This is a genomic window from Andreprevotia chitinilytica DSM 18519, from assembly GCF_000711875.1.
In the GTDB taxonomy this organism is placed as follows: Bacteria; Pseudomonadota; Gammaproteobacteria; order Burkholderiales; family Chitinibacteraceae; genus Andreprevotia; species Andreprevotia chitinilytica.
Genome location: NZ_JONM01000027.1, coordinates 1 through 25,886, shown reverse-complemented (window position 1 = coordinate 25,886; position 25,886 = coordinate 1). Strand labels below are relative to the sequence as shown.

19 protein-coding genes are annotated in these 25,886 nt (G+C 61.9%); 13 read left to right on the top strand and 6 right to left on the bottom strand.

Annotation, left to right across the window (positions count from 1 at the left end):
* Nucleotides 1-13 precede the first annotated feature (13 nt).
* The gene (locus tag BR41_RS19450) at nucleotides 14-748 is read right to left on the bottom strand and encodes an LOG family protein (protein WP_035060428.1); all 735 of its coding nucleotides are present in this window, start codon (nucleotides 746-748) and stop codon (nucleotides 14-16) included.
* 138 nt (nucleotides 749-886) lie between these two features.
* Between BR41_RS19450 and polA the strand changes: the two genes are divergently transcribed.
* From polA to BR41_RS19395, 11 genes are all read left to right on the top strand, one after another.
* On the top strand, nucleotides 887-3,682 hold the full coding sequence (gene polA / locus BR41_RS19445) for a DNA polymerase I (RefSeq protein ID WP_035060426.1): 2,796 nt from the start codon (nucleotides 887-889) through the stop codon (nucleotides 3,680-3,682).
* Nucleotides 3,683-3,755: 73 nt separating this feature from the next.
* Nucleotides 3,756-4,871, top strand: a complete 1,116-nt coding sequence (locus tag BR41_RS19440; protein ID WP_035060423.1) for an AAA family ATPase — start codon at nucleotides 3,756-3,758, stop codon at nucleotides 4,869-4,871.
* On the top strand, nucleotides 4,865-5,464 hold the full coding sequence (locus BR41_RS23800) for a DUF4276 family protein (protein ID WP_084187437.1): 600 nt from the start codon (nucleotides 4,865-4,867) through the stop codon (nucleotides 5,462-5,464). The genes BR41_RS19440 and BR41_RS23800 overlap by 7 nt, the downstream gene beginning before the upstream one ends.
* A 68-nt stretch (nucleotides 5,465-5,532) precedes the next feature.
* Entirely contained in the window at nucleotides 5,533-7,392 is a 1,860-nt protein-coding gene (locus BR41_RS19430; RefSeq protein WP_051711402.1) for a sensor histidine kinase, read from the top strand.
* 6 nt (nucleotides 7,393-7,398) lie between these two features.
* The gene (locus BR41_RS19425; protein ID WP_035060417.1) at nucleotides 7,399-8,751 is read left to right on the top strand and encodes a sigma-54-dependent transcriptional regulator; all 1,353 of its coding nucleotides are present in this window, start codon (nucleotides 7,399-7,401) and stop codon (nucleotides 8,749-8,751) included.
* 522 nt (nucleotides 8,752-9,273) lie between these two features.
* Entirely contained in the window at nucleotides 9,274-10,572 is a 1,299-nt protein-coding gene (locus tag BR41_RS19420; protein WP_035060414.1) for a dicarboxylate/amino acid:cation symporter, read from the top strand.
* A 409-nt stretch (nucleotides 10,573-10,981) separates the two neighbouring features.
* Nucleotides 10,982-12,787, top strand: a complete 1,806-nt coding sequence (locus BR41_RS19415) for a type IV pilus assembly protein FimV (RefSeq protein WP_035060411.1) — start codon at nucleotides 10,982-10,984, stop codon at nucleotides 12,785-12,787.
* A 113-nt stretch (nucleotides 12,788-12,900) separates the two neighbouring features.
* On the top strand, nucleotides 12,901-13,848 hold the full coding sequence (gene hemC / locus BR41_RS19410) for a hydroxymethylbilane synthase (RefSeq protein ID WP_035060409.1): 948 nt from the start codon (nucleotides 12,901-12,903) through the stop codon (nucleotides 13,846-13,848).
* Between the two features lie 7 nt (nucleotides 13,849-13,855).
* Nucleotides 13,856-14,644 carry a uroporphyrinogen-III synthase gene (locus tag BR41_RS19405; RefSeq protein WP_035060405.1) on the top strand — a complete coding sequence of 263 codons (789 nt, stop codon included), beginning with the start codon at nucleotides 13,856-13,858 and terminating at the stop codon, nucleotides 14,642-14,644.
* Nucleotides 14,645-14,674: 30 nt separating this feature from the next.
* Nucleotides 14,675-15,697 (top strand): uroporphyrinogen-III C-methyltransferase, encoded by a 1,023-nt coding sequence (locus BR41_RS19400; protein ID WP_035060402.1) that lies wholly within the window; start codon nucleotides 14,675-14,677, stop codon nucleotides 15,695-15,697.
* A complete protein-coding gene (locus BR41_RS19395; RefSeq protein WP_035060400.1) occupies nucleotides 15,694-16,899 on the top strand; it encodes a heme biosynthesis HemY N-terminal domain-containing protein in 1,206 nt (401 codons plus the stop codon). The genes BR41_RS19400 and BR41_RS19395 overlap by 4 nt, the downstream gene beginning before the upstream one ends.
* A 301-nt stretch (nucleotides 16,900-17,200) precedes the next feature.
* Here BR41_RS19395 and BR41_RS19390 read toward each other — a convergent pair whose 3' ends face one another.
* The 5 genes from BR41_RS19390 to BR41_RS19370 all read right to left on the bottom strand — a co-directional run bounded on the left by BR41_RS19390 (nucleotide 17,201) and on the right by BR41_RS19370 (nucleotide 24,656).
* Nucleotides 17,201-17,662, bottom strand: a complete 462-nt coding sequence (locus BR41_RS19390) for a SixA phosphatase family protein (RefSeq protein WP_035060397.1) — start codon at nucleotides 17,660-17,662, stop codon at nucleotides 17,201-17,203.
* Nucleotides 17,663-17,805: 143 nt separating this feature from the next.
* Complete coding sequence (gene ppk1 / locus BR41_RS19385; protein WP_035060393.1) at nucleotides 17,806-19,884, bottom strand: polyphosphate kinase 1; 2,079 nt, start codon at nucleotides 19,882-19,884, stop codon at nucleotides 17,806-17,808.
* A 137-nt stretch (nucleotides 19,885-20,021) separates the two neighbouring features.
* Nucleotides 20,022-20,294 (bottom strand): oxidative damage protection protein, encoded by a 273-nt coding sequence (locus BR41_RS19380; RefSeq protein WP_035060390.1) that lies wholly within the window; start codon nucleotides 20,292-20,294, stop codon nucleotides 20,022-20,024.
* Between the two features lie 119 nt (nucleotides 20,295-20,413).
* Nucleotides 20,414-23,512, bottom strand: a complete 3,099-nt coding sequence (locus BR41_RS19375; RefSeq protein ID WP_051711401.1) for an efflux RND transporter permease subunit — start codon at nucleotides 23,510-23,512, stop codon at nucleotides 20,414-20,416.
* A gap of 1 nt (nucleotide 23,513) precedes the next feature.
* Complete coding sequence (locus BR41_RS19370; RefSeq protein ID WP_051711400.1) at nucleotides 23,514-24,656, bottom strand: efflux RND transporter periplasmic adaptor subunit; 1,143 nt, start codon at nucleotides 24,654-24,656, stop codon at nucleotides 23,514-23,516.
* 281 nt (nucleotides 24,657-24,937) lie between these two features.
* On the opposite strand from BR41_RS19370, the gene BR41_RS19365 reads away from it, so the two are divergent.
* Together BR41_RS19365 and BR41_RS19360 are read left to right on the top strand one after the other, a co-directional pair.
* A complete protein-coding gene (locus BR41_RS19365) occupies nucleotides 24,938-25,381 on the top strand; it encodes a cupin domain-containing protein (protein WP_051711399.1) in 444 nt (147 codons plus the stop codon).
* Nucleotides 25,382-25,657: 276 nt separating this feature from the next.
* Nucleotides 25,658-25,886: helix-turn-helix domain-containing protein (locus BR41_RS19360; RefSeq protein ID WP_156970803.1), on the top strand; the 229-nt coding region annotated here is incomplete at its 3' end.

Sequence of the window (25,886 nt, the reverse complement as noted above, 5' to 3'; positions counted from 1 at the left end):
CTGCTGTCCGGGGTTACAGACTGAACTGCTGTTCGTGTTGTCCCGGCGACATGCGGAAATCGCGGGATTCGTAGAATTTGAAAATGGCGTCGACCACTTCCTGCGGCTCGTCGATCAACTGGATCAGGCCGGTATCGTCCGCACCGATCATTTTTTCATCGACCAGCGTACTGGCGATCCAGTCGACCAAGCCTTGCCAGAACGCGGTGCCGACCAGAATCACCGGAATGCGCGGCGTCTTGCCGGTCTGGATCAGGGTCAGCACTTCGGTCAGCTCGTCGAGCGTACCAAAGCCGCCCGGCATCACCACATAGGCGGATGCGTGTTTCACGAACATCACCTTGCGCGCAAAAAAGTGGCGGAAGGTCTGGCTGATATCCTGGTAAGCGTTGCCGCCTTGCTCGTGCGGCAACAGGATATTCAGACCCACCGACGGCGAATTGCCATAGAACGCCCCCTTGTTGGCAGCTTCCATGATGCCGGGGCCACCGCCGGAAATCACCGAGAAACCGGCATCCGACAGCCTGCGGGCGATGTCTTCGGTGAGCTGATAATATGCGTGGTCACGCGGCGTGCGCGCCGAGCCGAAAATGGACACCGCCGGCTGGATCGGTTGCAGCCGCTCTGAGGCTTCAACGAATTCCGACATGATTTCGAAGACACGCCACGCTTCACGCGCCCGATAGCCTTGCAGCTCGGCGTGGAAAGTGGGGTCGGTCTGGGCGGGGAGTTTGTTCTTGATGCTCATGGCGTTCGGTCCCCTTGATTTGGCAGCCGATGCAACTGCCGGATCGGCACGACGCAGTCCGAAGCCGTCCCGGAACACGCCGCTTTTCCTTGAAAGTATATAGCAGGGGCCACCAAGCCGCCCCGTGCCGAGGTTGCCATGCCCACGCTGTTGCTCATCGACGGTTCGTCCTACCTGTACCGCGCCTTCCACGCGATCCGCGAACTCTCCGCCCCCGACGGCACGCCGACCAACGCCCTCTACGGCGTGATCAACATGCTCAAGAAGCTGCGCACCACCACCGCAGCCGACCATATCGCCTGCGTGTGGGATGCCAAGGGCCCCACCTTCCGCGACGACATCTACGCCGAATACAAAGCCAACCGCCCGAGCATGCCGGACGAGCTGCGCGTGCAGATCGACCCCATCCACAAGGCCGTCGCCGCCTTCGGCATTCCGATGCTGAGCATTACCGGCGTCGAAGCCGACGACGTGATCGGTACGCTCGCCAAGCAAGCGGGCGAGCAAGGCTGGGAGGTGATCCTCTCCACCGGCGACAAAGACATGGCGCAGCTGGTGAACGCCAATGTGCGCATCGAAAACAGCATGACCGAAGAGGTGCTGGACGAAGCCGGCGTGTTCGCCAAGTTCGGCGTGCGGCCGGACCAGATCGTCGACTTCCTCACCCTCAAGGGCGATGCGGTGGACAACGTGCCCGGCGTGCCCAAATGTGGCGACAAGACCGCCGCCAAGTGGCTGGCCGAATACGACAGCCTCGACGCCATCATCGCCAACGCCGACAAGATTTCCGGCGTGGTCGGGCAGAACCTGCGCGACTCGCTCGATTGGCTGCCGACCGGCAAGGCGCTGGTCACCATCAAGGTCGATGTCGACCTCAGCGCCGATCTGCCGAGCGGCCTGAGCGATCTCAAGCCGCAGCTTGAGGATTGGCCGACGCTGCTGGAGATGTTCCGCCGCTACAACTTCAAGACCTGGACGCGTGAAGCGGAAAGCAAAATCGCCACCGCGCCGGCCCCCGCTTCTGCTCCGGCTGCCTCCGGCACCACCACCGATCTGTTTGGCGATCATGGCGACAGCAGCACCGCTGAATCCGCCACTCCAGCAGCCGCAGAGCCCGCACCAGCTGTTGAGCGTCACTACGAAGCCATCCTCACCGATGCCCAACTCGATGCCTGGCTCGCCAAGCTGAATGCCGCCAGCATCACCGCTGTCGACACCGAAACCACCAGCCTCGATCCGCTCACCGCGAAGATCGTCGGCATGTCGTTCTCGGTCAAAGGTGGCGAAGCGGCCTATTTGCCGCTGGCGCATCGCGGGCCGGATGCGCCGACCCTGCTGCCGTTCGACGCCACGCTCGCCAAACTCAAGCCGTGGCTCGAATCGGATGCGCACAAGAAACTCGGCCAGAACCTCAAGTACGACCAGCACGTGTTCGCCAACCACGGCATCGCGCTCAAGGGCATCGCCGACGACACGCTGCTGATGAGCTACGTGCTCGCCAGCCACGAGCGCCACAACATGGACGACCTCGCCATGCGTGAGCTGGGCGAAACCACCATCCATTACGAAGACGTGTGCGGCAAAGGCGCGAAACAGATCGGCTTTGACGAAGTCGCCGTCGACACCGCCACCGCCTACGCCGCCGAAGACGCCGACATCACCTTCCGCCTCGCCCAAAGCCTGAGCGCCAAGCTGGCGCAAGAACCCAAGCTGCAAACGCTCTACCGCGAACTGGAACTGCCGGTGCGCGAAGTACTGTTCACCATGGAACGCAACGGCATGCTGGTCGATGGCGAACGCCTCAACCGGCAAAGCCACGAGATCGGCCTGAAGCTGATCGAGCTGGAAAAGCAGGCGTACGAACTCGCTGGCCAGCCGTTCAACCTCGGCTCGCCCAAGCAGATCGGCGAAATCTTCTTCGAGCGCCTCGGGCTACCGGTCATCAAGAAAACGCCGAAGGGCGCGCCGTCCACCGATGAAGACGTGCTGTCCGAACTCGCCAAGGATTTCCCGCTGCCCAAGGTGCTGCTGGAACACCGCTCGCTGTCCAAGCTCAAGTCCACCTATACCGACAAGCTGCCGCTGATGGTCAACCAGACCACCGGCCGCGTGCACACCAACTTCAACCAGGCCGTCGCCGCCACCGGCCGGCTGGCCTCGAACGACCCCAATCTGCAGAACATCCCGATCCGCACCGCCGAAGGCCGCAAGATTCGCGAAGCCTTCATTGCGCCGCCGGGCTGCAAGCTGGTTTCGGCCGACTATTCGCAGATCGAGCTGCGCATCATGGCGCACTTGTCGGGCGATGCCGCCTTGCTCAAGGCCTTCGCCGAAGGCATGGACGTGCACCGCGCCACCGCATCGGAAGTGTTCGGCGTTGAACCGGATCAAGTCAGCAGCGAGCAGCGCCGCTACGCCAAGACCATCAACTTCGGCCTGATCTACGGCATGAGCGCCTTCGGCCTCGCCAGCGCACTGGAAATCGACCGCAGCGCCGCCAAGACCTTCATCGACCGCTACTTCGCCCGCTTCCCCGGCGTGGCCGCCTATATGGAGCGCACCCGTATCCAGGCGCGTGAGCAAGGCTATGTGGAAACCGTCTTCGGCCGCCGCTTGTGGCTAACGGAAATCAAATCCGCCAACCCCGCCCGCCGCGCCGGCGCCGAACGCGCCGCCATCAACGCGCCCATGCAAGGCACCGCCGCCGACCTGATCAAACGCGCCATGATCGCCGTCGAAGGCTGGCTGGAAAGCGCCAAGCTGCAAAGCAAACTGGTGCTGCAGGTGCATGATGAACTGGTGCTGGAAGTGCCAGCGGCCGAGCTGGAATTGATCCGCACCGAGCTACCGAAGCAGATGGCACAAGTGGCCGAACTGGCCGTGCCGCTGGTGGCGGATGTGGGCGTGGGGGATAACTGGGATGAGGCGCACTGAGCAGCAATTGCCCACATTCAATTTATAAATACATGATCCCACGCCCCCGCATAACGGGAGGGAGTAAAGGCGAATGAATATTCAAAAAATCAGGGTAAGTGGCTTTAAAAGCGTTGCTGATGTCACACTCAATCAGCTGACGCCCTACAGTGTTTTTGCCGGCCCCAATGGGGCAGGAAAAAGCAATCTTGCCGATGCATTGGCATTTGTAAGTGCCGTCATTCAATCGGGTGCGAATTCGGCGATTCGAAGGTTTAATGGTTTTGCCCAAATTCACTGCTACAAATTCAAAAAAGATAAAACTCGAACATTCGAGTTTAATTTAGATGCCACCATGAACGGTGAAGCCATTGTATATCACATGAAGATTCATCACCTGGACAAATCCCCGATGCTTGAGGAAATGCTAAGCGTTGCTGGAAAATCCTTGATGATGAGAAAAAAGGGCAACCCTCCTTCAGTGCGTGTAGCAGACGCGGATGAGTTAGTGTCCTTACCTGAATTTCCTGATGAAATGTCTGGTTTGATACTTTTACCAAAATCGCCGCTTTATCAATACCTGATTAATTTGCGTGTATTCCGTTTTGATCCGTTGGGCGCAAAAATCCCCGATGAATCCAGTACCGATGCAATTGAACTGCATCCATTCGGCCATAATCTCGCCACGATCCTGGCCAGATTGGAAAAAGATCAAGATATCCGTACCGAGATCATAGACTGGATGGAACTACTGGTGCCCGGAATGGAGAAGGTCAGCACCGAACAGCAACGCTTGGGTGGCAATACGGTCATCAAGTTCAAAGAAGAAGGTACGAAGGCGCACTTCCCCGCCAATCTGATTTCCGACGGCACCATCTACGCCCTGTGCATCATGACAGCGGTACTCAGCCGGGCCAAGGAATTCGGCCCGACATTCATTGAGGAACCAGAACGGGGCATTCATCCGAAAGCAATTGCCCAGTTGGTCGAACTGATGCGGGCGAACGCATCACCCGAACATCCGGTCTTTGTTACAACGCATAGCGAATCAGTGGTGCGTGCATCAACCAAAGAAGAGCTGTGGTTGGTCAACAAAGAAGATGGAAAAACCCAAATCAAGAATGCAGCGTTACACAGTGGTGATTTAGGTGATCTCAATCTAGATAAAGCATGGCTGATGAATTTGTTTGACGGAGGCTTGCCATGGTAAAGGTGGGCTTTATCGTTGAAGGGGATACCGAGAAGATTATCGTCGAGTCCCCGGCATTTGTTGCTTGGCTACAGTCACAGCAAATTGAATTGTGTTCGCCGGTGGTTGATGCGAAAGGTGGCGGCAACTTGCTGCCACAGAATATTGATCCGATGGTAAATCGTTTGCGGGAGGCGCAAGCCGAACATATCGTGATTCTGACTGATCTTGAAGATGCAATATCGCCGGACGTTGTCCGAAGCAGAATAGGAACGGAGCATGCCGATCTGATTTTTATTGCCGTAAAAGCAATTGAAGCATGGTTTCTTGCAGATAGTCAGGCATTGAGAAAATGGCTCGGTCTTGATGACGTGGCTGAAGATCGGCCAGAAGAAACTGTCGGCATGCCTTGGGATCGATTAAAGGAATTGGCCAAGGAAAAAGCAAAGCAAGGGCCTGGTAGCAACAAACCTGGGTTTGCCAAAAAGATGGTCAAGCACTATGGATTTACTGTTGCCAATGCCGCCCAGCACCCTCATTGTCCAAGCGCAAAAGAATTTCATGACGGTTTGCAAGCATTGAATTCGCACAATGATCCGAACTCCAATCATTAATCTTGGCGGATCCCTTGATGGAACGGGATAACATTTACCTTTAATCCCGTAACGCCACACTTCCCTTCATGGCAGCATCCTCCACCCGCTCCTCCAGCCGCCGCACCCTCCGGGTGCTGGCCATGCTGCTGCCCAGCGTGCTGATCGCCTGGGCGAGTTACGCGTGGCTGTTCGAGCGCAATCTGGCCGGGCAAGAGGTCGAAGCACGGCGGCGGCTGGATTTTTATGCGCATAGCCTCGACAGCCAGCTGGAAAAGTACGCGCTGCTGCCAGAGTTGCTGACGCTGGAGGACTCGCTCACCGATGCGCTGGCCATGCCTGGCGAACCAGCACGCATCGACGCGGCCAACCGCTACCTCGCCGCCTTCCAGCAACGCTCAAAAATATCGGTCGCCTACCTGATCGACCGAGGCGGACTGACCCTGGCAGCGAGCAACTGGCAGGATGCACAGAGCTTCGTCGGCCGCCGCTTTGACTATCGCCCGTATTTCCGCGATGCCCTCGCCGGCCAGCCGGGGCGCATGTACGCCTTTGGCACCACCAGTCTCGCCCCCGGTTATTACCTGTCCGCGCCGATCAAGGAACGGGGACGAATCACCGGCGTGGCGGTGGTCAAGGTCAGCCTGGAACCGTACGAAGCGACGCTGCCGGGCGGCAGCGATCCATTGCTGGTGGCGGATGACGTCGGCGTGGTGTTCTTGTCCGCAGTGCCGGCATGGCGTTACCGCACGCTGAGCCCGCTATCCGGTGTCACCCGCGAACGGCTGGTATCCAGCCGCCAATATCCCGAGCAAGCGCTGTTTCCGCTCACGCCCAAGCAAGCGATCATGCCCGCCGCCAGCCAGCCGCAGCGCCTGAAGGTCACCGGGCCGGATGGCGGGCGCGAATATCTGGTCGAAACGGCGCCGGTCGGGCCCTTGGGCTGGCATATCGTGTTGTTCTCGAATATCGCCGAGGCGCGTCGTGCTGCGGGTTCGCAAGCGGCGGCGCTCGGTTTCGGGCTGGCTTTTTTGACTGCGCTGGCCCTTTTCATCAACCAACGGCGGCAACGGCTGCGCGAGCGGCACGAATCGCTCAAGGCGCAGCGCGCAGCGCATGCAGCGCTGGAACAACGCATTGCCGAGCAGACCGAGCATCTGGTCATCACCAACGACGCGCTAACCGAACGCATCCATGAGCTGGAACGCACCGAATCCATGCTGCGCCGCGCCCGCGATCAGGCGGTGCAAACGGCCAAGCTGGCGGTGTTGGGGCAGATGGCGGCGGGCGTCACGCATGAACTCAATCAACCGCTCGCCGCGCTGACTACACTCTCCGACAACGCGGCCAAGCTGCTGGAACTGAACGAAACCGGCGAGGCTCGCGAAAACCTCGGCCTGATCAGCCAGTTGGCGCAACGCATGGGCCGCATCGTCAGCCAGCTCAAGACCTTCGCCCGCAAGGAATCGGCACGGATCGAGTCCGTCAATCTGGCCGATTCGTTCGCCAACGCCGCCATGCTGATCGAACCGCGCCGCCGCGAGCTCAATGCCCACATTGATCTCGATCTCGCCGATGATCTGCCGCCAGTCCGCGCCGATGCGCTGCAGCTGGATCAGGTGTTGGTCAATCTGCTGCGCAACGGGTTGGATGCCATGGAAGGCCTGCCCGAACCCCGGTTATCCATCCGTGCCAGCATCGACAACGGCCAGGCACGCATCACCGTACGGGATTACGGCGCGGGCATTCCAGCCGAAGTGCTGCCACGCCTGTTCGAGCCCTTCCACACCACCAAACCCGTCGGCAAGGGACTTGGCTTGGGGCTGACCATTTCGCTGACCATCGTGCAGAGCTTTGCCGGTACGCTCACCGCTGAGAATGCGCCGGATGGCGGAGCGGTGTTTATTCTGACTTTGCCCATCGCCACGCCAGATCACCAAAGCCATTAGACGACCATGACCGACTCAACCGAATTCCCGCAAAGCATCCACCTCGTCGAAGACGACCCCATCGTGCGGCGCGGTAGCGAGCAGGCGCTGCGGCTGGCGGGCTTTCAGGTGCGCAGCCACCCGGATGCCGAGTCGCTGCTGGAAACCGTCGCGCAAGGCGTGCACCCGGCCGTGGTGGTCAGCGACGTGCGCCTGCCCGGCCGCGACGGCCTGGCACTACTGCGCGAACTGGTCACGCTCGATCGCGAGCTGCCGGTGATTCTGGTCACCGGCCACGGTGATGTGACGATGGCGGTCGGCGCGATGCGAGATGGCGCTTATGACTTCATCGAGAAGCCATTCCCGTCCGAACGCTTGGTCGACCAGGTGCGGCGTGCGCTGGAGCGGCGGCGGCTGTATTGGGAAAACCGCCGCCTGCGCGAACGCCTGGCCGATCCGCTCGAACAACTGTTGATCGGCCAGAACCCGGCCATTCTGGGTTTACGCAGCACCATCGCTGCCGTCGCCCCGGTCGGCGTGGATGTGCTGGTGAATGGCGAAACCGGCACCGGCAAAGAAGTCGTCGCCCGCGCCTTGCACACGGCCAGCGGACGCAAAGGGCATTTCGTCGCGCTCAATTGCGGCGCCCTGCCGGAAACCGTGTTCGAGGCCGAGGTCTTCGGCGCGGAAGCCGGCGCGTATACCGGTGCAGCCAAGCGGCGCATCGGCAAGATCGAATATGCCGATGGCGGCACGCTGTTCCTCGACGAGATCGAGAGTATGCCGCTGGCGCTGCAAGTGAAGCTGCTGCGGGTATTGCAGGATCGCAGCGTGGAGCGACTGGGCGGCAATCAGGCGTTTCCGGTCGATGTGCGCGTGGTGGCGGCCAGCAAGGCCGACCTGAAGGCCGAAAGCGACGCCAAGCGCTTTCGTGCCGACCTTTATCATCGGCTTAACGTGGTCACGCTCGATCTGCCCCCGCTGCGCGAACGCAAGGACGATGTGCCGCTGCTGATGGGCCACTTTCTCTCGGAAGCCGCATCGCGTTTCGGCCGGCCCGTACCCGCATGGTCGGCCGGCGATCTGGCGCGTTGGCAAGCGTATGACTGGCCGGGCAATGTGCGCGAGCTGAAAAATGTGGCCGAGCGCTTCTGCCTCGGCCTGCCGGAAGGCATGCCCCGTCTGGCCGAGGAGGCCGCCCAGCCGGCCAGCCTCGCCACTCAGGTCGACCGGGCCGAACGCCGCATCATCGAGGCCGCCCTGCGCGATACCGGCGGCCAGGTCACCCGCGCCGCCGAGCAACTCGGCCTGCCGCGCAAGACCCTGTACGACAAGCTCACCCGGCACGGGATCGATCCGGAGAATTTCCGGCAGGGTTGAGCTCTCTCCCCTCTCCCGGCTGGGGGAGAGGGGGCCTGCCAAGTACGGAGTCCTTCTCCCGATCCTCTCCCTAACCCTCTCCCACTAATCGCTGAGCAAGGCAAAGCCTTGCACGCGAGGGAAAGGGGATAAGGCTGATGTAGGTTGGGTTGAATGAAATGAAGCCCAACATTGGCCGTGCGACATGAATGTTGGGCTTCGCTGCGCTCAACACCAAGCTACAAAAGCGCGTAATACATTCGCCGATACCCCCACAACGGTGCACGGCCGGACTCCCCCCTTCCTCACTACCGAACGGGTGTGCGGTTTTTCGCACACAACGCACTACCCAGCGCGAATTCCCGCACACATCCGGCTGCACCGACGCCGTAGATTGTCCATTCAAATCAAAGCACTAACCAAAATCGTGCGCCTGGCACGCGGTTTGCACAGTAATGCAGCAAGCCGTAGCCCGCGCGGCCTGACTACGCGGCGCAATCGAACAAGAATCGGCGGGCATTCCCGCCACCCAGGAGTCGATCCATGAAACAACCTTTCTACAAGGTGCTTTACGTGCAGGTGCTGATCGCCATCGTGGCTGGCGTGCTGCTCGGGCACTTCAACCCTGAGCTTGGCGCTGCGCTCAAGCCGCTCGGCGATGCCTTTATCAAGCTGGTGAAAATGATCATCGCCCCGGTGATCTTCGTGACCGTGGTGCATGGCATTGCCGGCATGCAGGACATGAAGAAGGTCGGCCGGGTCGGTGGCAAGGCGCTACTGTATTTCGAAGTGGTGTCGACCTTCGCGCTGGTGATCGGCCTGATCGTGGCTAACGTGCTCAAGCCGGGCGCGGGCTTCAACGCCGATGTCGCGCACCTTGATGCCAAGGCCGTTGCCGCCTTCGCCGCCAAGGCGCACGACATGACGCTGGTCGATTTCTTCATGCACATCATTCCGTCGACCGTGGTCGGCGCATTTGCTGAAGGTGAAATCCTGCAGGTGCTGCTGCTGGCGGTGCTGTTCGGCTTTGGTCTGTCCCGCATGGGCGACAAGGGCCAGGTGCTGCTCGACCTGAACGACCGCATCACGCAAGTGCTGTTCTCCGTGGTCAACATGATCATGAAGCTGGCCCCGATCGGTGCATTCGGCGCGATGGCCTTCACCATCGGCAAGTACGGCGTCGGCTCGCTGATCCCGATGGCCAAGCTGATGGGCTCGTTCTACCTGACCTGCCTGCTGTTCGTGCTGGTGGTGCTGGGTTCGATTGCCCGCGCTTGCGGCTTCTCGGTCATCCGCCTGATTGCCTACATCAAGGATGAATTGCTGATCGTGCTGGGCACCAGCTCGTCGGAAGCCGGCCTGCCGCGCCTGATGGACAAGCTGACCAAGCTCGGCTGCTCCAAGTCGGTCGTTGGGCTGGTGGTGCCGACCGGTTATTCGTTCAACCTCGACGGCACCAACATCTACATGACGATGGCGGCGCTGTTCATCGCACAGGCGACCAACACCGACCTCACGCTCGGCCAGCAGCTGATCATCATCGCTGTGGCCATGCTGACCTCGAAGGGCGCAAGCGGCGTGACCGGCGCGGGTTTCATCACGCTGGCCTCGACGCTGGCGGTGGTGCCGAGCATTCCAATTGCCGGCATGGCGCTGATCCTGGGCATCGACCGCTTCATGAGCGAAGCGCGCGCGCTGACCAACTTCATCGGCAATGCCGTTGCCACCGTGGTGGTCTCCCGCTGGGAGAAAGAACTCGATGTCGAGCAGCTGAACCGCGTGCTGGGTGGCAAGCCGGCTGAAGTAACGGGCGCGATTGCACCGGTGCCCGACAACGCCTGATTGATTTCTGCTTGGTGTCCTCGTTTCCCTGTCCGGGGTGCGGGCCTGAAAATGGCTCGCCCCCGTTTTTTCTTTGCAAGTCTCCCGTCAAACATTGGCTTACTGCACAGCCGGTGCCGGCCGGTGCATGACAAGCCGGTACGGCATGCATCCTTCGCTTCACGATCCCCAGTCCGGCCGTCAATGCCGCTGACCATCCCCATGCCCGGCAGCGATTGCCTACCGCTCGTCGCCCATGCCAATACGGGGAGCGAACCGGGATGAAGCAGGTTAAATACTTGTTGCAGTGCGATATCCCGGCACCCCGCCAACCCAATACGCCGCTGGCATTCAAGAAAATCTTGTCTAGACTCGAAACCTGACGTTGACCGCAAAGTGGTCTATCCCACTGCGGCGATTGGAGGGGGCGATGCCGAAACACGCACGTTTTCATGTCCATCCAGCCCGGGTGCTGTTGTTCGGCCCGCTCCTGATGCTCGGTAGTACCGTGTCAGCCATGAATCTGGGGGAGTTGCAGCTGCACTCCTTCGTCGGCCAGCGCCTCCGCGCCGATATTCCATTCCGCGTCGCCGATGGCGAAACACTGAACGACGAGTGCATCAGCCTGGTGAGCAGCAACGCGACCGACCTCCCCGGCATTGGCGTTGCAACGTTGCGGGTGAAAGGCAATGTGCTCGAACTGCGGAGCCAGGAGTCCGTTGCCGAGCCAACCAGCGCATTCATCGTCAGGGTCGATTGCGGCAAGGAGATCTTCGAGCGCGACTATGTGCTCATGCTTGACCCCGCACCGGTCATTGAATCCGCCACGATCGCCGGCGATACGACGCGCCCCGCTACAACATCCAGCCTGCCAGCCACGACCTCCCCCCGCAAACATCGACATGCCGCCCCGGCCGGCGCACAGACGGCAGGCAATGCTGTTGGCGAAAAGGCCAAAACCCGCGCCGAGCGTCGGGCCGAGCAAGCTGCAGAACGAGACATCCTGCGGATCGAGGGTGGCGGCCCCCTGCCCGCCCCTGCGCCCTTGCAGCAAGGGTCGACCGCCTACACCAAGGATCTGGAAAATCGCGTCGCCACGCTGCAAGCACTGCAGGTCAAGCTGGAATCCGATATCGCCGAGCTGCAGCACACGCTGAAGGCGCTCAAATCCCAAACACCGGGGAATCAGCCGGGGAATCAGAATCAGGAACCCCAGACTATTTCGCTGGGCCACCTGCAAGGCGTTGGAAGCCTGCCGGCTGTCGCATCGCAAACGGCGGCCACCCTGGCCACCAGCGCCGCCGCATCCGCAGCGGCCACTGCGCCGGTCATCAAGCCGGTCGCGGTCGTCACCCCGATACCCGTCGTTACCGCTGACACCGTGCCCGCCAGGCCGATCGAAAAAAGCACGGGTTGGCCGATCTGGCCGTTTATCCTGGTCATCCTCGGGCTGTGCGGCGGCTTGTTCTTGTGGTGGTGGCAACGGCGCGGCAGCAGCACTGAATTTGCCGATACGCTGGGCATCGATACGCAACTCAACAGCCCGCCCAGCCTGAGCGCCACGCTGCAACGCAAGCTGACGCTGGCGTCCGGCTTCGTCAACAGCCAGCTGGCGGTTGGCTCCATCGAAGTACAAGAAGAAACACAGGACGTCGATGAACGCGCCCAGATGCTGATGGTGCAAGGCGATGTCACCGCTGCGATCGAGGAGCTGCAACGCGGCATCGAAGAAAACCCGCACGATGTCGAACGCTGGTTCCTGCTGTTCCGCATCTTCCGCCATCAGGGCATGAAAAATGATTACGCCCATCTGGCTCGCCGCTTCAAGACCATCCACACCGGCGACGACGACTGGGAGCTTGTGCGCAACATCGGCCATCGCCTCGATCCGGAAAACCCGCTTTACACCGAAGAAATACGCACACAGCAAGCGCAGGATGATGCCGATCTGGAGCTGATCGCCCCCTTGCGCGATGCCGCCGCAGCAGCCACCGCGGCGGAAAAAGCGGCCACGCCGGTCATGCATGAGCCACCGCTCGACTTCCTCGCCCAGAAAACCAAGCCCGGCGAAGAGCGTGCCGATTCCGCGCCGCCGCCCAAGCTGGAACTGGAGCTACCGCCGCTGGATCAGGATCTGATCGATGAATCTCGATCGGCGCGCACCAATGACCCGTTGATCGACGAGGTCGAGCTGGACCTGAAGCCGACCAAAATCCGCCGCCCCCGCAAGGCTTAGTCGCAGCTTCCTCGCCTCTTCCCACCCCGCAATCGCGGCCGCAGCAGCAATTGCAGCGGCCGTCGTCGTGTCGAGCGGGTAAAATCGCCGTTTTGCGCTTTCCGGAATCCGTCATGCCCGCCACTCCCTCCGTCCAGCCGCCGGCCAAACTCGTGATCGCCACGCGGGAAAGCCCGTTGGCCCTCTGGCAAGCGCACCATATCCAGGCCCGGCTGCAAGCGCTTTATCCCGCTACGACCGTCGAGCTGTTGGGCATGACCACCAAGGGCGACCAGATTCTCGACAAGACGCTGAACAAGATCGGCGGCAAGGGCCTGTTTGTGAAGGAGCTGGAAGAAGCGCTGGCCGACGGCCGTGCCGATCTGGCCGTGCATTCGATGAAAGACGTGCCGATGGTGCTGCCGGCCGGCTTCGCCATCGCTGCCATCACCGAGCGCGAAGACCCGCGCGATGCCTTCGTTTCCAACCGTTATAACGATCTGGCCGAGTTGCCCGCCGGTGCAGTGGTCGGCACTGCCAGCCTGCGTCGCGAAGCGCAATTGCGCACGCGTTTCCCGCATCTGGTCGTCAAACCGCTGCGCGGCAATGTCGGCACCCGGCTGGGCAAGCTCGATGCCGGCGAATTCGATGCCATCCTCCTTGCCGCTGCCGGCCTCAAGCGGCTGGGTTTCAGCGAGCGCATCAAGACCCTGATCTCCACTGACGACAGCCTGCCCGCTCCCGGCCAAGGGGCACTCGGCCTCGAAATCCGCGCCGATCGCGCCGACCTCATCGCACTGCTCGCCCCTTTCAATCATCCAGCCACCGCAGCGTGCGTCACTGCTGAACGTGCTTTGTCGCGCCAGCTTGGCGGCTCGTGCCAGATTCCGCTCGGCGCCTTTGCCGAAGACGAAGACGGCTTCCTGCGCCTGCGCGGCCTCGTTGCCCGGCCGGACGGCAGCCAGACCGTCGTCGCCGAAGCCAATGGCACCCATGCCGCTGCCGATGGCTTGGGCCGGCGCGTGGGCGACTTGCTGATGACCGAAGGCGCCGGCGACATTCTGCGGGATTTGGCGGGTTAAGGACGGCATGCGCCTCCCGACCGGCCCGCTCGCCGACCTACGCATCTGGGTGACCCGTCCAGCAGGGCAGGCCGCGGCGTTGGCCGATCTGCTGCAGCAAGCAGGTGCCACCCCCGTAGTCCTGCCGCTGCTCTGCATTGCCCCGCCCGCCGACCCCGAGCCATTGCAAATGGCGCTGGCCCGGCTGGACGAGTGCGATCTCGCCGCCTTCGTCAGCCCATCCGCACTGGATGCGGTGTTCGATACCCTCGGTCGGGCATGGCCGCAAACATTGCCTGCCGCTGTGGTTGGCCCCGGCAGCACCCGGCGCGCCTTGGCGCTGGGCATTCGCGACGTGATCGCGCCGGCCGAGCGTTTCGATAGTGAAGGCTTGCTGGCCGAACCCGCCATGCAGGCGTTTGCCGGCAAGCGCATCGTGTTGTTTCGCGGTGAAAACGGCCGCGAATTGCTGGTCGATGGCCTGCAAAAGCTAGCTGGGTCGCAAGGGGGATCGTTGACCGTGGTGCCGGCCTATCGCCGGCTGCCACCCGATCTCTCCGACACCCAAATCGCCGCAGCGCTCGATGCCGGCTGCGACGGCATCATCGTCAGCAGCTCGGAAGCCGCGCAACACCTGTTTGCAGCGGTTGGAGCGACCACGCGTGAACGGCTACAATCGATGCACTATTTTGTGCCGCACCCGAGAATCGGCACGGCACTCGAGCAGCAGGGCGTGCACGCTGCCCACCTGACGGAAGCCGGCGATGCCGGCATCGTTGCCACCCTCTGCCGCTACTTTGCTTCGCAGCTCCCTTGAAAGCACGCCTCTTATGAAAGTACATAAGCCATGACGCAACCCGAAGCCACGCTCTCCGCCGCCCTCACCCCGTCAGCGCCGCCACGCCGCAAGCGCGTGAAACCCGGCATCGCCCTGGCCCTTCTCGCGCTGCTGGTCGTCGGTGCGCTGGCCGTCTGGCAATACCAGTCGACCGAAACGCTGAAAGCGCAGCTGGCGCATCAATCCGAACTGCTGCAAACCGCCCAAGGCCACGAACAGGCCACACGCGAACAGTTCCAGGCGCTGCAGCGCGAAGTGGCGCTGCTGTCGGCCAAGCAGATGGAAGCGCAAAACCAGCAGGCCACGCTGGCGACCATGTATGAATCCGTCACGCAATATGACAGCCACCGACTGCTGGGCGAAGCGGAACAGGCGGTGTCCTACGCCAGCCAGCAGCTGCAGCTGACCGGACGCGTCGACATCGCGCTGGCAACGCTGTACGGCATCGATGGTCAGCTGCAATCGCTCAACCGGCCCGAGCTGATCCGCGTGCGCCAAGCCATCACGCGGGATATCGATACCCTCAAGACCGTGCCGACCAGCGATACCGTCGGTGTCTACGCCAAGCTCGAAAGCCTGCTCGACCAAATCTCGGCACTGCCACTGCAGGTCGATCTGGAGCGCAGCAAGCCCTCGGCCAATCTGGCCCCGGTCGGAGGAACCTGGACCGACCGCGTTGCCAATGGCCTCTTGACCAGCCTGAAACAGCTGGTGGAAATCCGCCGCATGGACAACGCCGATGGCGTGCTGCTGACGCCGGAGCAATCGATGCTGCTACGCGAGAACATCAAGCTGCGCCTGCTCGATGCCCGCACCGCGTTGCTGATGCGCAATGAGGCCGCCTACAAAGCCGATCTGGCCGCCGTGCGCAGCTACCTGAAAAAGTACTTCGACGGTCAAGCCACCCGCCAAGCCTTGCAGGATGTCGATGCGCTGGATCACGCCGCCATCGCGATCAAGCTGCCCGACCTCGCCGGCAGTCTGGCTGCCGTTCGCAACGCGCGCAGCAATACCGAAAAGGCTAAACCGTGAAACATCTGCTCGCATTCATGGCACTGGCTGCACTGGCCATCGGGCTGGTGTCGATCACTCAGGCGCACAGCGGTTACGCCGTCTTGATCCTGCCGCCGTGGCGGATCGAGCTATCGATCTATGCCTTCGCCGCCATCCTGATCGTGCTGGTGGCACTGCTATACCTGCTGACACGGCTCACGGCGGAACTGGGCGGCCTGCCGTACCGGGTGCGCCGTTACCGCGAAGCCAAAGCGCGCGAAGCATCGGTCAAGCTGGAGCGTGAAGCCCGCATCGCCTTCTTCGAGGGCCGCTATCAACGCGCCGAACGCCTCTCCGCCGAGGGCTTCGCCAACAGCCGCGAACTCGATGCTTTCGCCGTCAACGGCTTGCTGGCCGCCCGCGCCGCCCATGCCATGCGTGACTTCAACCGGCGCGACAAGCATTTCACCAAGTTGCGCGAGCGGCTCGGCCCGCAGCATCTGGCGCTGGCCATGACCATGGCCGAGCTTTACCTCGACGAGCGCCGCTTTGCCGATGCCGATCTGGCATTGACCGAAGCCAAGTCGATCTCGCCCAAGCTCACCGCCGCCCTCAAGCTGGAACTGAAACTGCGCCAGCGCGAAGACCGGCCGGAAGTCGTGGCCCGCATCGCCGAACAGCTGGAAAAGAGCGACGCCATCGATTCGTCGCAAGCACTGCGCATCCGCACGCAGGCGCATCTGTCGATGCTCTCCAGCAAGCCGATGACCGCCCGTGAAATCAAGGCGTGGTGGGCGAAGCTACCTGCGGATGAACGCGCCGTCGTGCCGTTGGTTGCCGCCGTCACCGAAGCGCTGCATGAGCAAGGGGCCGACAAGGACGCCAGCGAAGTGCTGGAAATCGCGCTCAACAACGAATGGTCCGACGAACTCGCCGGCATCTACGGCTTGCTGAGCCTCGATGAAGAAGGCCAGATCGCCCAGCTGCAGCAGGCGGAGCGCTGGCTCACCACCCATCGCCACGATCAGGCACTGCTGCTCACGCTCGGCCGCCTGTGCCGCCGCCGCTCGCTATGGGGCAAGGCGCAGACGTATCTTGAAGCGAGCCTGGCCGTGCGCCCGACCGCTGTCGCCCACGCCGAACTCGCCGCGATGCTGGAAGGACTCGACAAGCTTGAAGAGGCCAATCGGCATTACCGCGCCAGCCTGGCCTTGTCCTTGCCGATGCGTGTTGCGACTTGAATCTCAGCACCAGCAGCAAAACAAAACGGCCCTTCAACTGAAGGGCCGTTTTGTTTTGCAAGCTCAGGCGTTGCCAGCGTTACTCGCTTCCCGTGAGCGGGATGCCATGCTGATCCACTGAAACGGCAGGCTATCACGATGACGAGTGAAAAAATCCGGCTTCTTGAGCGCGGGCCTGGTGGGTAGCTTTTTGGGGGGCTTGATCGGCTTTTTCATACGTACCAACACCTATGGCTAGGTAACGTTCAGAATCTATACAGCATTTATTACAAATCCATACCTGATTCGTTTCAAATGCCCCCTAGTAAAGCTGCTCCGGCGCAATGCAGGCGCGCAACACATATTCGACCTGCGGCCCACGCGTGCGGCGTTGTATCCACCAGATCGCGCCTTTGCGTGTCGACCAATCAAGCTCGCGGCCGGTCAGCAACAAGCTCGCCAGACAACCGATCACCGGCTGATGGCCAACGATGATGGTGACGCGGCCGTCGCCTCGTGGCCACCCGGCCACCTCCAGATAGCTCGCGACCGGTGCGCCCGGATTGATGCGGCCATCCACTTCAAAACCGTGTCCGAGCGCCTGCGCGGTTTGCTGGCTGCGTTGCGCCACGCTGGAGATCACGCGAATCGGCTCGTCCTTCAATTCACGCGCCAGCCATTTCGCCATCCGTGCCGACTGTTTGCGGCCTTTGGGGGTCAGCCTGCGCTCAAGATCATCCGTGCCGTCTTCAGCTTCGGCGTGACGCCAGAGAATCAAATCCATGTGTTGTTTATCGCAATGAAAGATGTAGAAACGCCCGGCCTGGGCCGGGCGCAACGGGATACTAGGATGCCAATGGCAAGTGCGCCAGTTCGCCTATCGGATCGCCGCATCGCCCCAGTCGCATCAGTCAGATGCACACGGCATCAGGTGCGTTGCTTGGCAGCCAGTTCCGCCTGCAACATCGCCTGCGCCGAACGCGCCTTGCCGCCCCGCGCGCTCTTGCGGCGATAGCGGCCGTCCGACTGCATTTCCCACGCCTGCACGTTATCCACCAGATACGGCCGGATACTCTCGCGGATCACGCGGCGTTTGAGCTTGGGGTTGAGGATCGGGAAGGCGATCTCGATACGGCGGAACAGATTGCGGCCCATCCAGTCGGCGGACGAGAGATAGACGATCTCTTCGCCATCGGCATGGAAATAGAACACGCGATGGTGCTCCAGGAAGCGGCCGATGATCGAGCGCACGCGGATGTTGTCCGACAGACCCGGAATCCCCGGCCGCAGCGCGCACACGCCGCGCACGATCAGGTGGATGGTCACGCCGGCCTGGCTGGCTTCGTAGAGCTTCTCGATCACGGTCGGCTCTAGCAACGCGTTCATCTTGGCGATGATCACCGCCTTGCGGCCGGCACGGGCGATCGCGATCTCGCGGTCGATGGCCTTGGTCACGTTCTGCTGCAGCGTAAACGGCGCTTGCCAGAGCTGGTGGTGTTCGCCCGCCAGCCCAAGGCCGGTGAGCTGCATGAACACGTCGTTCACATCGCTGGTGATTTCTTCGTTTGCGGTCAGCAGGCCAAAGTCGGTGTAGAAATTGGTGGTGCGCGGGTGATAGTTGCCGGTGCCCACGTGCACGTAGCGACGCAGCTTACCTTCCTCACGCCGTACCATCAGCAGCATCTTGGCGTGGGTCTTGTAGCCGTACACACCGTAAACGACGTGCGCGCCGGCGCGTTCGAGCTTGGCTGCCCAGTTGATGTTGGCTTCCTCATCGAAGCGCGCCATCAGCTCGACCACCACCGTCACTTCCTTGCCGCGACGGGCGGCTTCCAGCAATGCCTCCATCAGCACCGATTCGCTACCGGTGCGATAGACCGTCATCTTGATCGCCACCACGTTCTGATCGATGGCGGCCTGCTGCAGCAAATCGATGACCGGCGTGAAGCTCTGGTAAGGATGGTGCAGCAGGATGTCGCCGTGACGAATGGCGGAAAACAGATCCGATTGCTTGCGCAATTCGACGGGAATGCCCGGCATGAACGGTTCGAACTTCAGATCCGCCCGATCGACCTGTGCCGGCACATCCATCAGCCGGACCAGATTCACCGGGCCATTGACGCGGTAGACGTCGATATCCGAGAGCCCGAACTGGTCACGCAGGAAATCCTTCAGATGGTTCGGGCAGTTGTCGGCGATTTCGATCCGCACCGCGTCGCCATAGGGGCGCTGCGACAATTCGCCTTCCAGCGCGGCGCGCAAATCCTTGACGTCTTCATCATCGACCGAGAGATCCGAATCGCGGGTGAGGCGGAACTGGTAGCAGCCAAGCGCGTTCATGCCGGCAAAGAGTTCGTCGACGTGCGCATGCAGGATCGACGACAGGAAGACGAAGCCGTTTGCCGAGCCGCTGATTTCCGGCGGCATCTTCACGAAGCGCGGCAGGATACGCGGCGCTTGCACGATGGCGATGCCGGAATTGCGGCCAAAGGCATCACGGCCTTCCAACTCGACGATGAAGTTGAGCGATTTGTTGAGGACACGCGGGAACGGGTGCGACGGATCGAGCCCGATCGGCGTCAGCACCGGCATCAGTTCGCGGAAGAAGAAATCCTTCACCCATGCGCGCTGTGCTTCGTTCCACGCGCTACGGCGCAGGAAGTGGATGCCTTCGGCGGCCAGCGCCGGGAACATGGTGTCGCGCAGCAGGCGGTACTGACGCTCGACGAGGTCGTGCGCATCCTTGGCGATCAGATCGAACGCCTGCTGTGGCGTAAGGCCCTCGGGCAGCAGGCGGGTCGGGAATTGGCGGATGCTTTCCTTGAGCCACGCCATCCGCACCTCGAAAAACTCATCGAGATTGCTGGAGACGATGCACAGGAATTTGAGGCGTTCGAGCAGCGGGTTATTAACGTCTTCGGCTTGTGCCAGCACCCGGCGATTGAATTCAAGAAGACCGAGTTCTCGGTTCAACATCAGCTGGCTATCGGCGGGCTTGTACGTCATGGGCTTGTGCACGAGAGTAAAGAGTAATTTTTCAGGATACCGAAATAAGATGACGTCGGCACTGCAGTGTTTGCTGTAGCCCGTCGGACAGGCGACAGAAAGCATTCAGGCCGCATGGGCGGCCTGACGGGTCTTGCTTACGACTGTGGCGGAACGTAGCCAGCCACCTGGTCTGCGCCGCCACCGAAGAAGTAGTTCTCCAGCTGCTGCTGCAGGTATTGGCGCGCACGCGGATCAGCGAGGTTGAGGCGGTTCTCATTGATCAGCATGGTCTGGTGCTTCACCCATGCCGCCCACGCTTCCTTGGACACGCCCTCGTAGATCTTCTTGCCCATCTCGCCGGGCAGCGGCGGGAAATCCAGACCTTCAGCCTCGCGACCAAGTTTTATACATTGCACCATCCGGGCCATGAGGCACCTCCGAGATCAATCAAACGTCGAATTATATCCGCGTTGGGCCCGTCTGCGCGGGCGGGTTCCCGTGCGGCCGCGATGCGCTCGATGGGTTACGGCCGTTGGCCTAACCCATCCTACGAGCTAGGGGCAACCGGCTCATCCGCATCCACCGCGGCCCAAGCCGCCGAAACGCGCCGGCTCAGCCGATCCAGATACAAGTAAACGACCGGCGTAGTGAACAGCGTCAGCACTTGCGAAACCAGCAACCCACCCACCAGCGCCACCCCGACCGGCGCGCGCAGTTCCGACCCGGCCCCGCTGCCGAGCGCCAAGGGCAGCGCCCCCAGAATGGCGGCCATGGTGGTCATCATGATCGGCCGGAAGCGCAGCCGGCAGGCATGGTGGATCGCCTCACTCGGGCTGATGCCACCGCGTTCGGTTTCCAGCGCCACGTCGACCATCATGATGGCGTTTTTCTTCACGATGCCGATCAGCAGGATGATGCCGATCAGCGAGATCACGTTCAGCTCATAGTGCAGCAGCCACAAGGCCAGCAGGGCCCCCAACCCGGCCGACGGCAGCGTGGAGAGAATGGTGAGCGGGTGGATATAGCTCTCATACAAGATGCCGAGCACGATATAGACCGCCAGAATCGCCGCCAGGATCAGATACGGCTGGGTGCTGGACGACGCCTGGAATGCCTTGGCATTGCCTTGGAAGCTGCCATGCAAAGTGGCCGGCAGCGTCATCGCCCGCAGGGATTGTTCCACCGCGTTGACCGCATCACCCAAGGCCACGCCCGGCGCGAGATTGAACGACAAGGTGATCGAGGGGAATTGATCCTGATGGTTGATCTGCAGCGGGATCAGCGAATCCTCGAAGCGCGAGAACGCCGCCAATGGCACAAGCTGCCCGCCAGCGGCCGGCACGCGGATTTCCTGCAGCGCGCTGGCATCGAGCTTGTGCGCCGGGTCCAGCTCCAGCACGACGTGATACTGGTCGATCTGGGTAAAGATCGTCGCCACCTCGCGCTGGCCCAGTGCGTCGTACAAGGTGTCGTCGATGGCCTGCGGCGTGATGCCGAACTGGGCGGCATGATCCCGATCGATGACCACCGTGGTGCGCGGCGCGGCGTTCTGCAGATCGGAGGTCACATCGCTGAGCTGCGGCAGCTTTTTCAGCTCCGCCATCAGGCGGGGCGTCCAGTCATACAGCTCGTGCAGATCGGTGTCTTGCAGCGTGTACTGAAACTGCGTCTGGCTGCTGCGCCCGCCCACTTGCAACTCCTGCCGGGTGCGCAAATGCAGCTCGATGCCCGGCACATCCGCCACCTTCTTGCGCAACCGGTTCATGATTTTGCCGGCATCGGCATGCCGCTCGGCGAAGGGCTTGAGATTGATCACCAAACGGCCATTGTTGGACGGCGTCGAGCCGATCCAGCTGTAGACCTTGGCGACGTCCGGGTCATCCACCACCAGCCGTACCAGCTCCAGCTGACGCGCTGCCATCGCCGGCGCGGAAATATCGGTCGGCGCTTCGCTGCTGCCCAGAATCTGCCCGGTATCTTGCTGCGGGAAGAAGCCCTTCGGCACCGCCCAGAACAGGAACAGCGTCAGTACCAGCACGAGACCAGCCACGGCCAGCGTCACCGCCGGATGCTTGAGCACCCTGGTCAGCGCGGCGTCGTAGGCGGCGGCCAGCCCGAGAAAGGCGGACTCGGCCCAATGCGCCACACGGCCCGGTTGATGGCGTTGATCCAGATGCAGCAGCACCCGGCACATCATCGGCGTGATGGTCAGCGACACCACGGCCGACACCAGCAGCGCCACGCTCACGGTGATGGAAAACTCGCGGAACAGCCGGCCGACCACGCCGCTCATGAACAGCAATGGAATCAAGGCCGCGATCAGTGACAACGTCATCGAGATCACGGTAAACGACACCTGGCTCACGCCAGTCAACGCCGCCTGAAACGGTTTTTCGCCCGCCTCGACGTGCCGGATGATGTTCTCGATCACCACGATGGCGTCGTCGACCACGAAGCCGACCGCGATGGTGATGCCCATCAAGGACAGATTGTCGATGCTGTAGCCGGCGAAACTCATGATGCCAAAGGTGCCGGCAATCGAGAGCGGGATTGCAATCGCCGGGATCAGCGTCGCCCAGAAGCCGCGCAAGAACAGGAACACCACCAACACCACCAGCGCCACCGTCATCAGCAGCGTGTATTGCACATCGGTCAGGCTGGCGCGGATGGTTTGCGTGCGGTCGTTCACCACTTCGGCCGACACCGACGCCGGCAGCGAGTGCTCCAGCTCCGGCAACACGCGCTTGATTTCATCCACCGTCTCGACCACGTTAGAGCCGGGCTGCTTGTGGATATCGACGATGATCGCCCGCTTGCCCTGAATCCACGCCGCCTGCTTTACATCCTGCGCGCCGCTGACCGCCCGGCCGATATCGCGCACCCGTACCGGTGCGCCGTTGCGATAGGCCAGGATCAGATTGTCGTATTCGGCGGCCTTGCTGAGCTGGTCGGTGGTATCGACCGACACCGAACGCTTCGGCCCGTCCAGCGTGCCCTTGGGCGAATTGGCCGTCGCCGAACCAAGCGCCGCCCGGACTTGCTCCAGACTCAGGCCCAGCGTCGCCACCTTGCCGGGATCGATCTGTACGCGGATGGCCGGCTTCTGCTCACCATGCAGATCGACCAGCCCGACGCCCTTGATGCGCGACAGCTGCTGGGCGATATACGAATCGGCGTAGACGTTGACCTGCGGCAGCGGCAAGACGTCCGACGTGACCGCAATCGACATGATCTGAAAGTCAGCCGGATTGGCTTTTTCATACGACGGCGGGCTGGGCAGCGTCTTGGGCAGCAAGCCCCCGGCCGCGTTGATCGCCGCCTGCACGTCCTGCGCAGCGGCATCGATGCTGCGGCTGAGATCGAACTGCACCGTGATCGACGTGCTGCCTTGCGAGCTGGTCGAGGTCATTTCCGACACACCCGGAATCAGCGCCAGCTGCCGCTCCAGCGGCGTGGCGACCGATGTCGCCATCACCTCCGAGCTCGCGCCGGGCAGATCGGCCGACACGTTGATGGTGGGCAATTCGACCTGCGGCAACGCAGCCAACGGCATCAGCGTGTAACCCGCCAGACCGAACAGCAACAGCATGAGCATCAGCAGCGACGTGGCGACCGGTCGGCGGATAAACGGCTCGGAGATGTTCATGTCACAGCCCGGTCGCTGCGGAAACAGCCGAGGCGGTGGAGATCACCACCCGGCTCTTGGCCCGCAAACGCGACTGCCCGCTGGTCACGACCCGCTCGCCCGCGGCCACGCCGGATGCGATCACGGTCAAGCCCGCCTCGTCGCCGCCGGTCTTCACTGGCCGGATATCCACGGTCGAATCCGGCTTGATGACGAAGACAAACGAACCATCGGTGCCGTTTTCCACCGCCACGGACGGCACCACCAGCACGTTATGCAATTGCGCCAGCTGCACGCTCGCCTGTGCGAACTGCCCCGGCGTCAGGATGCCTGCCTCGTTACCGAACACCGCCTTGGCCATGATCGTGCCGGTGGTGGTGTCCACCGCGTTATCCACAAACGCCAAATGGCCGGTGAGCGCCTTGTCCACACCGGGCAAGGATGCGCTGACCGGCACCTGGCCCGCAGCCAGCGCCTGCTTCAAACGGCCCAATTGCGACTCGGGCACGGCGAATGTGACGTAGATCGGCTGCACCTGATTGATCACCAGTAACGTGGTGTCATTCGCCTTGGCCGCGCCGCCCGCTGGCAGCAGCACCGCGCCAGCCACACCATCCATGGGGGCCAGCACGCGAGCGTAGGAAAGCTGCAACCTGGCATTGTCGATATTGGCGCGATCCGCCTTGAGGGTGGCTTGCGCCGCATGCAGATCAGCTTCGGTCTGGTTCAGCGCGCTCTTGGAGATAAAACCCTGATCGGCCAAGGTCGCGTTGCGGCGGTAGTCCCCCTTGAGCCGTTCCAGCTGGGCCTCGTCCTTCGCCGCCAGCGCCTCGCTTTGGCGCAGTTGTGCCTCCAGTACCGATGCATCCAGCCGCAACAAGAGCTGCCCCTTGTGCACCGGCTGACCCTCGGCATAAACCACTTCCGCCACCTGCCCATCCAGCCGCGCCTTGACGCTGACCGATGCCTTGGCCTCCGCCCGGCCGACCGCCTTGAGCGAGAGCGGCAAGTCTCGCTGCCGAACCTCCGCCACAGTGACACTGATCGGCGTCTGCACTTCCGCATTCGCCGGTGCGCCCCCTTTGGGCTGACCATGAGTCACTAGATAAACGCCCACGCCAGCTACCGCGACGCCAAAGCACACACCCATCCACTTCAGATTCATGAATTGCTCAATCCCGGCCCACTCGCGGGCGCCTTAGGGTCAATCTGCTCAAAGCTCGCAACGGCGAGAACGAGGGATATAGCACAGTGGCATTAATTCTAGGCGAGTGTTGGCGGGGAAACGACAAAGCCCCGCGTTGGCGGGGCTTTTAAGCACAGCTTCTACTAGAGGACTGTTGACTACATTTCACGCCACTTACACCCATTTGGCATATAGTTCGTACCCTGAATGTATATGTCATGCCCCATCCATTATCCCGTCCAATACTAAAAGGCCAGAGAATGAAACGAATCCTCCCCATCGTCGCCCTGCTTGCTGCCGGCGCAATGTCTGCCCATGCCGAAGACGCCTACAACCAGGCCGTCGTGGCGGTTCCGGTGCTGAAAACCACAACGACCTCGATCGGCCAGCCGATCCAGTATCCGGCAACCGTCAAGCCGGAAGTCACCTCCCTGCGCGTCGACATCCCGCCGGGCAAGGAAACCGGCTGGCACACCCACCCGGTCCCTGGCTTTGCCTATGTGCTGGCCGGCACGCTCACCATTGAGCTCGAAGGCGGCAAGCAATTGCAGTTCAACGCCGGCCAAGGGTTTGCCGAAGTGGTCAATACGCTGCACAACGGCAAGAACCTGGGCACGGAGCCGGTGAAGCTGCTGGTGACGTTCGCCGGGGAATCGGGCTCGCCGTTTGCGGTGAAGGCACCGGCACCCGCTCCGGCCAAGTAATAAGATTGTTCATGATCTTTTATCCCCTCTCCCATCCCATGCAAGGCTTTTAGCCTTGTTGTGGGAAGGTGGGAGAGGGTGCTTGCAAAGGTCGCTACCCCCGGCCCCTCTCCCACAAGTGTGAGAGGGGAGCCCTCGCACTAAATCACCTTGGAATAACGCACCAAAGGCTGCGGCTGGCGCAGGTTGTTCAGCCGGGAGACATAGGTAACACTTGTCGGGAGACATGGGTAACACCTTTTATGATCATCGCCTTGCCATTCACAGGAGCAGGCGATGCCTTGGAAGGAGTATTCCACCATGTCCTCACGCCACGAATTCGTCTTGCTGGCCCAAGCCCCTGGCGCCAATGTCCGTGCGCTGTGCCACGCCTTCAACATCAGCCCCAAGACCGGCTACAAATGGCTGGCCCGCTTCGCTGAACACGGCGCCGCCGGGTTGCAGGATCGCTCCCGCCGACCCCTGCACTCTCCGGCACGCAGCAGCAGCGCGCTGGAAACCCTGC

What these genes read in the sequence shown, in the direction of transcription:
- BR41_RS23800 (WP_084187437.1), top strand. Translation starts at nt 4,865, where the DNA reads ATGGTAAAGGTGGGCTTTATCGTTGAAGGGGATACCGAGAAGATTATC.
- ppk1 (WP_035060393.1), bottom strand. Translation starts at nt 19,884, where the DNA reads ATGACGTACAAGCCCGCCGATAGCCAGCTGATGTTGAACCGAGAACTC.
- BR41_RS19420 (WP_035060414.1), top strand. Translation starts at nt 9,274, where the DNA reads ATGAAACAACCTTTCTACAAGGTGCTTTACGTGCAGGTGCTGATCGCC.
- BR41_RS19375 (WP_051711401.1), bottom strand. Translation starts at nt 23,512, where the DNA reads ATGAACATCTCCGAGCCGTTTATCCGCCGACCGGTCGCCACGTCGCTG.
- BR41_RS19430 (WP_051711402.1), top strand. Translation starts at nt 5,533, where the DNA reads ATGGCAGCATCCTCCACCCGCTCCTCCAGCCGCCGCACCCTCCGGGTG.
- BR41_RS19380 (WP_035060390.1), bottom strand. Translation starts at nt 20,294, where the DNA reads ATGGCCCGGATGGTGCAATGTATAAAACTTGGTCGCGAGGCTGAAGGT.
- BR41_RS19405 (WP_035060405.1), top strand. Translation starts at nt 13,856, where the DNA reads ATGCGCCTCCCGACCGGCCCGCTCGCCGACCTACGCATCTGGGTGACC.
- BR41_RS19450 (WP_035060428.1), bottom strand. Translation starts at nt 748, where the DNA reads ATGAGCATCAAGAACAAACTCCCCGCCCAGACCGACCCCACTTTCCAC.
- hemC (WP_035060409.1), top strand. Translation starts at nt 12,901, where the DNA reads ATGCCCGCCACTCCCTCCGTCCAGCCGCCGGCCAAACTCGTGATCGCC.
- polA (WP_035060426.1), top strand. Translation starts at nt 887, where the DNA reads ATGCCCACGCTGTTGCTCATCGACGGTTCGTCCTACCTGTACCGCGCC.
- BR41_RS19440 (WP_035060423.1), top strand. Translation starts at nt 3,756, where the DNA reads ATGAATATTCAAAAAATCAGGGTAAGTGGCTTTAAAAGCGTTGCTGAT.
- BR41_RS19400 (WP_035060402.1), top strand. Translation starts at nt 14,675, where the DNA reads ATGACGCAACCCGAAGCCACGCTCTCCGCCGCCCTCACCCCGTCAGCG.
- BR41_RS19365 (WP_051711399.1), top strand. Translation starts at nt 24,938, where the DNA reads ATGAAACGAATCCTCCCCATCGTCGCCCTGCTTGCTGCCGGCGCAATG.
- BR41_RS19390 (WP_035060397.1), bottom strand. Translation starts at nt 17,662, where the DNA reads ATGGATTTGATTCTCTGGCGTCACGCCGAAGCTGAAGACGGCACGGAT.
- BR41_RS19370 (WP_051711400.1), bottom strand. Translation starts at nt 24,656, where the DNA reads ATGAATCTGAAGTGGATGGGTGTGTGCTTTGGCGTCGCGGTAGCTGGC.
- BR41_RS19425 (WP_035060417.1), top strand. Translation starts at nt 7,399, where the DNA reads ATGACCGACTCAACCGAATTCCCGCAAAGCATCCACCTCGTCGAAGAC.
- BR41_RS19415 (WP_035060411.1), top strand. Translation starts at nt 10,982, where the DNA reads ATGCCGAAACACGCACGTTTTCATGTCCATCCAGCCCGGGTGCTGTTG.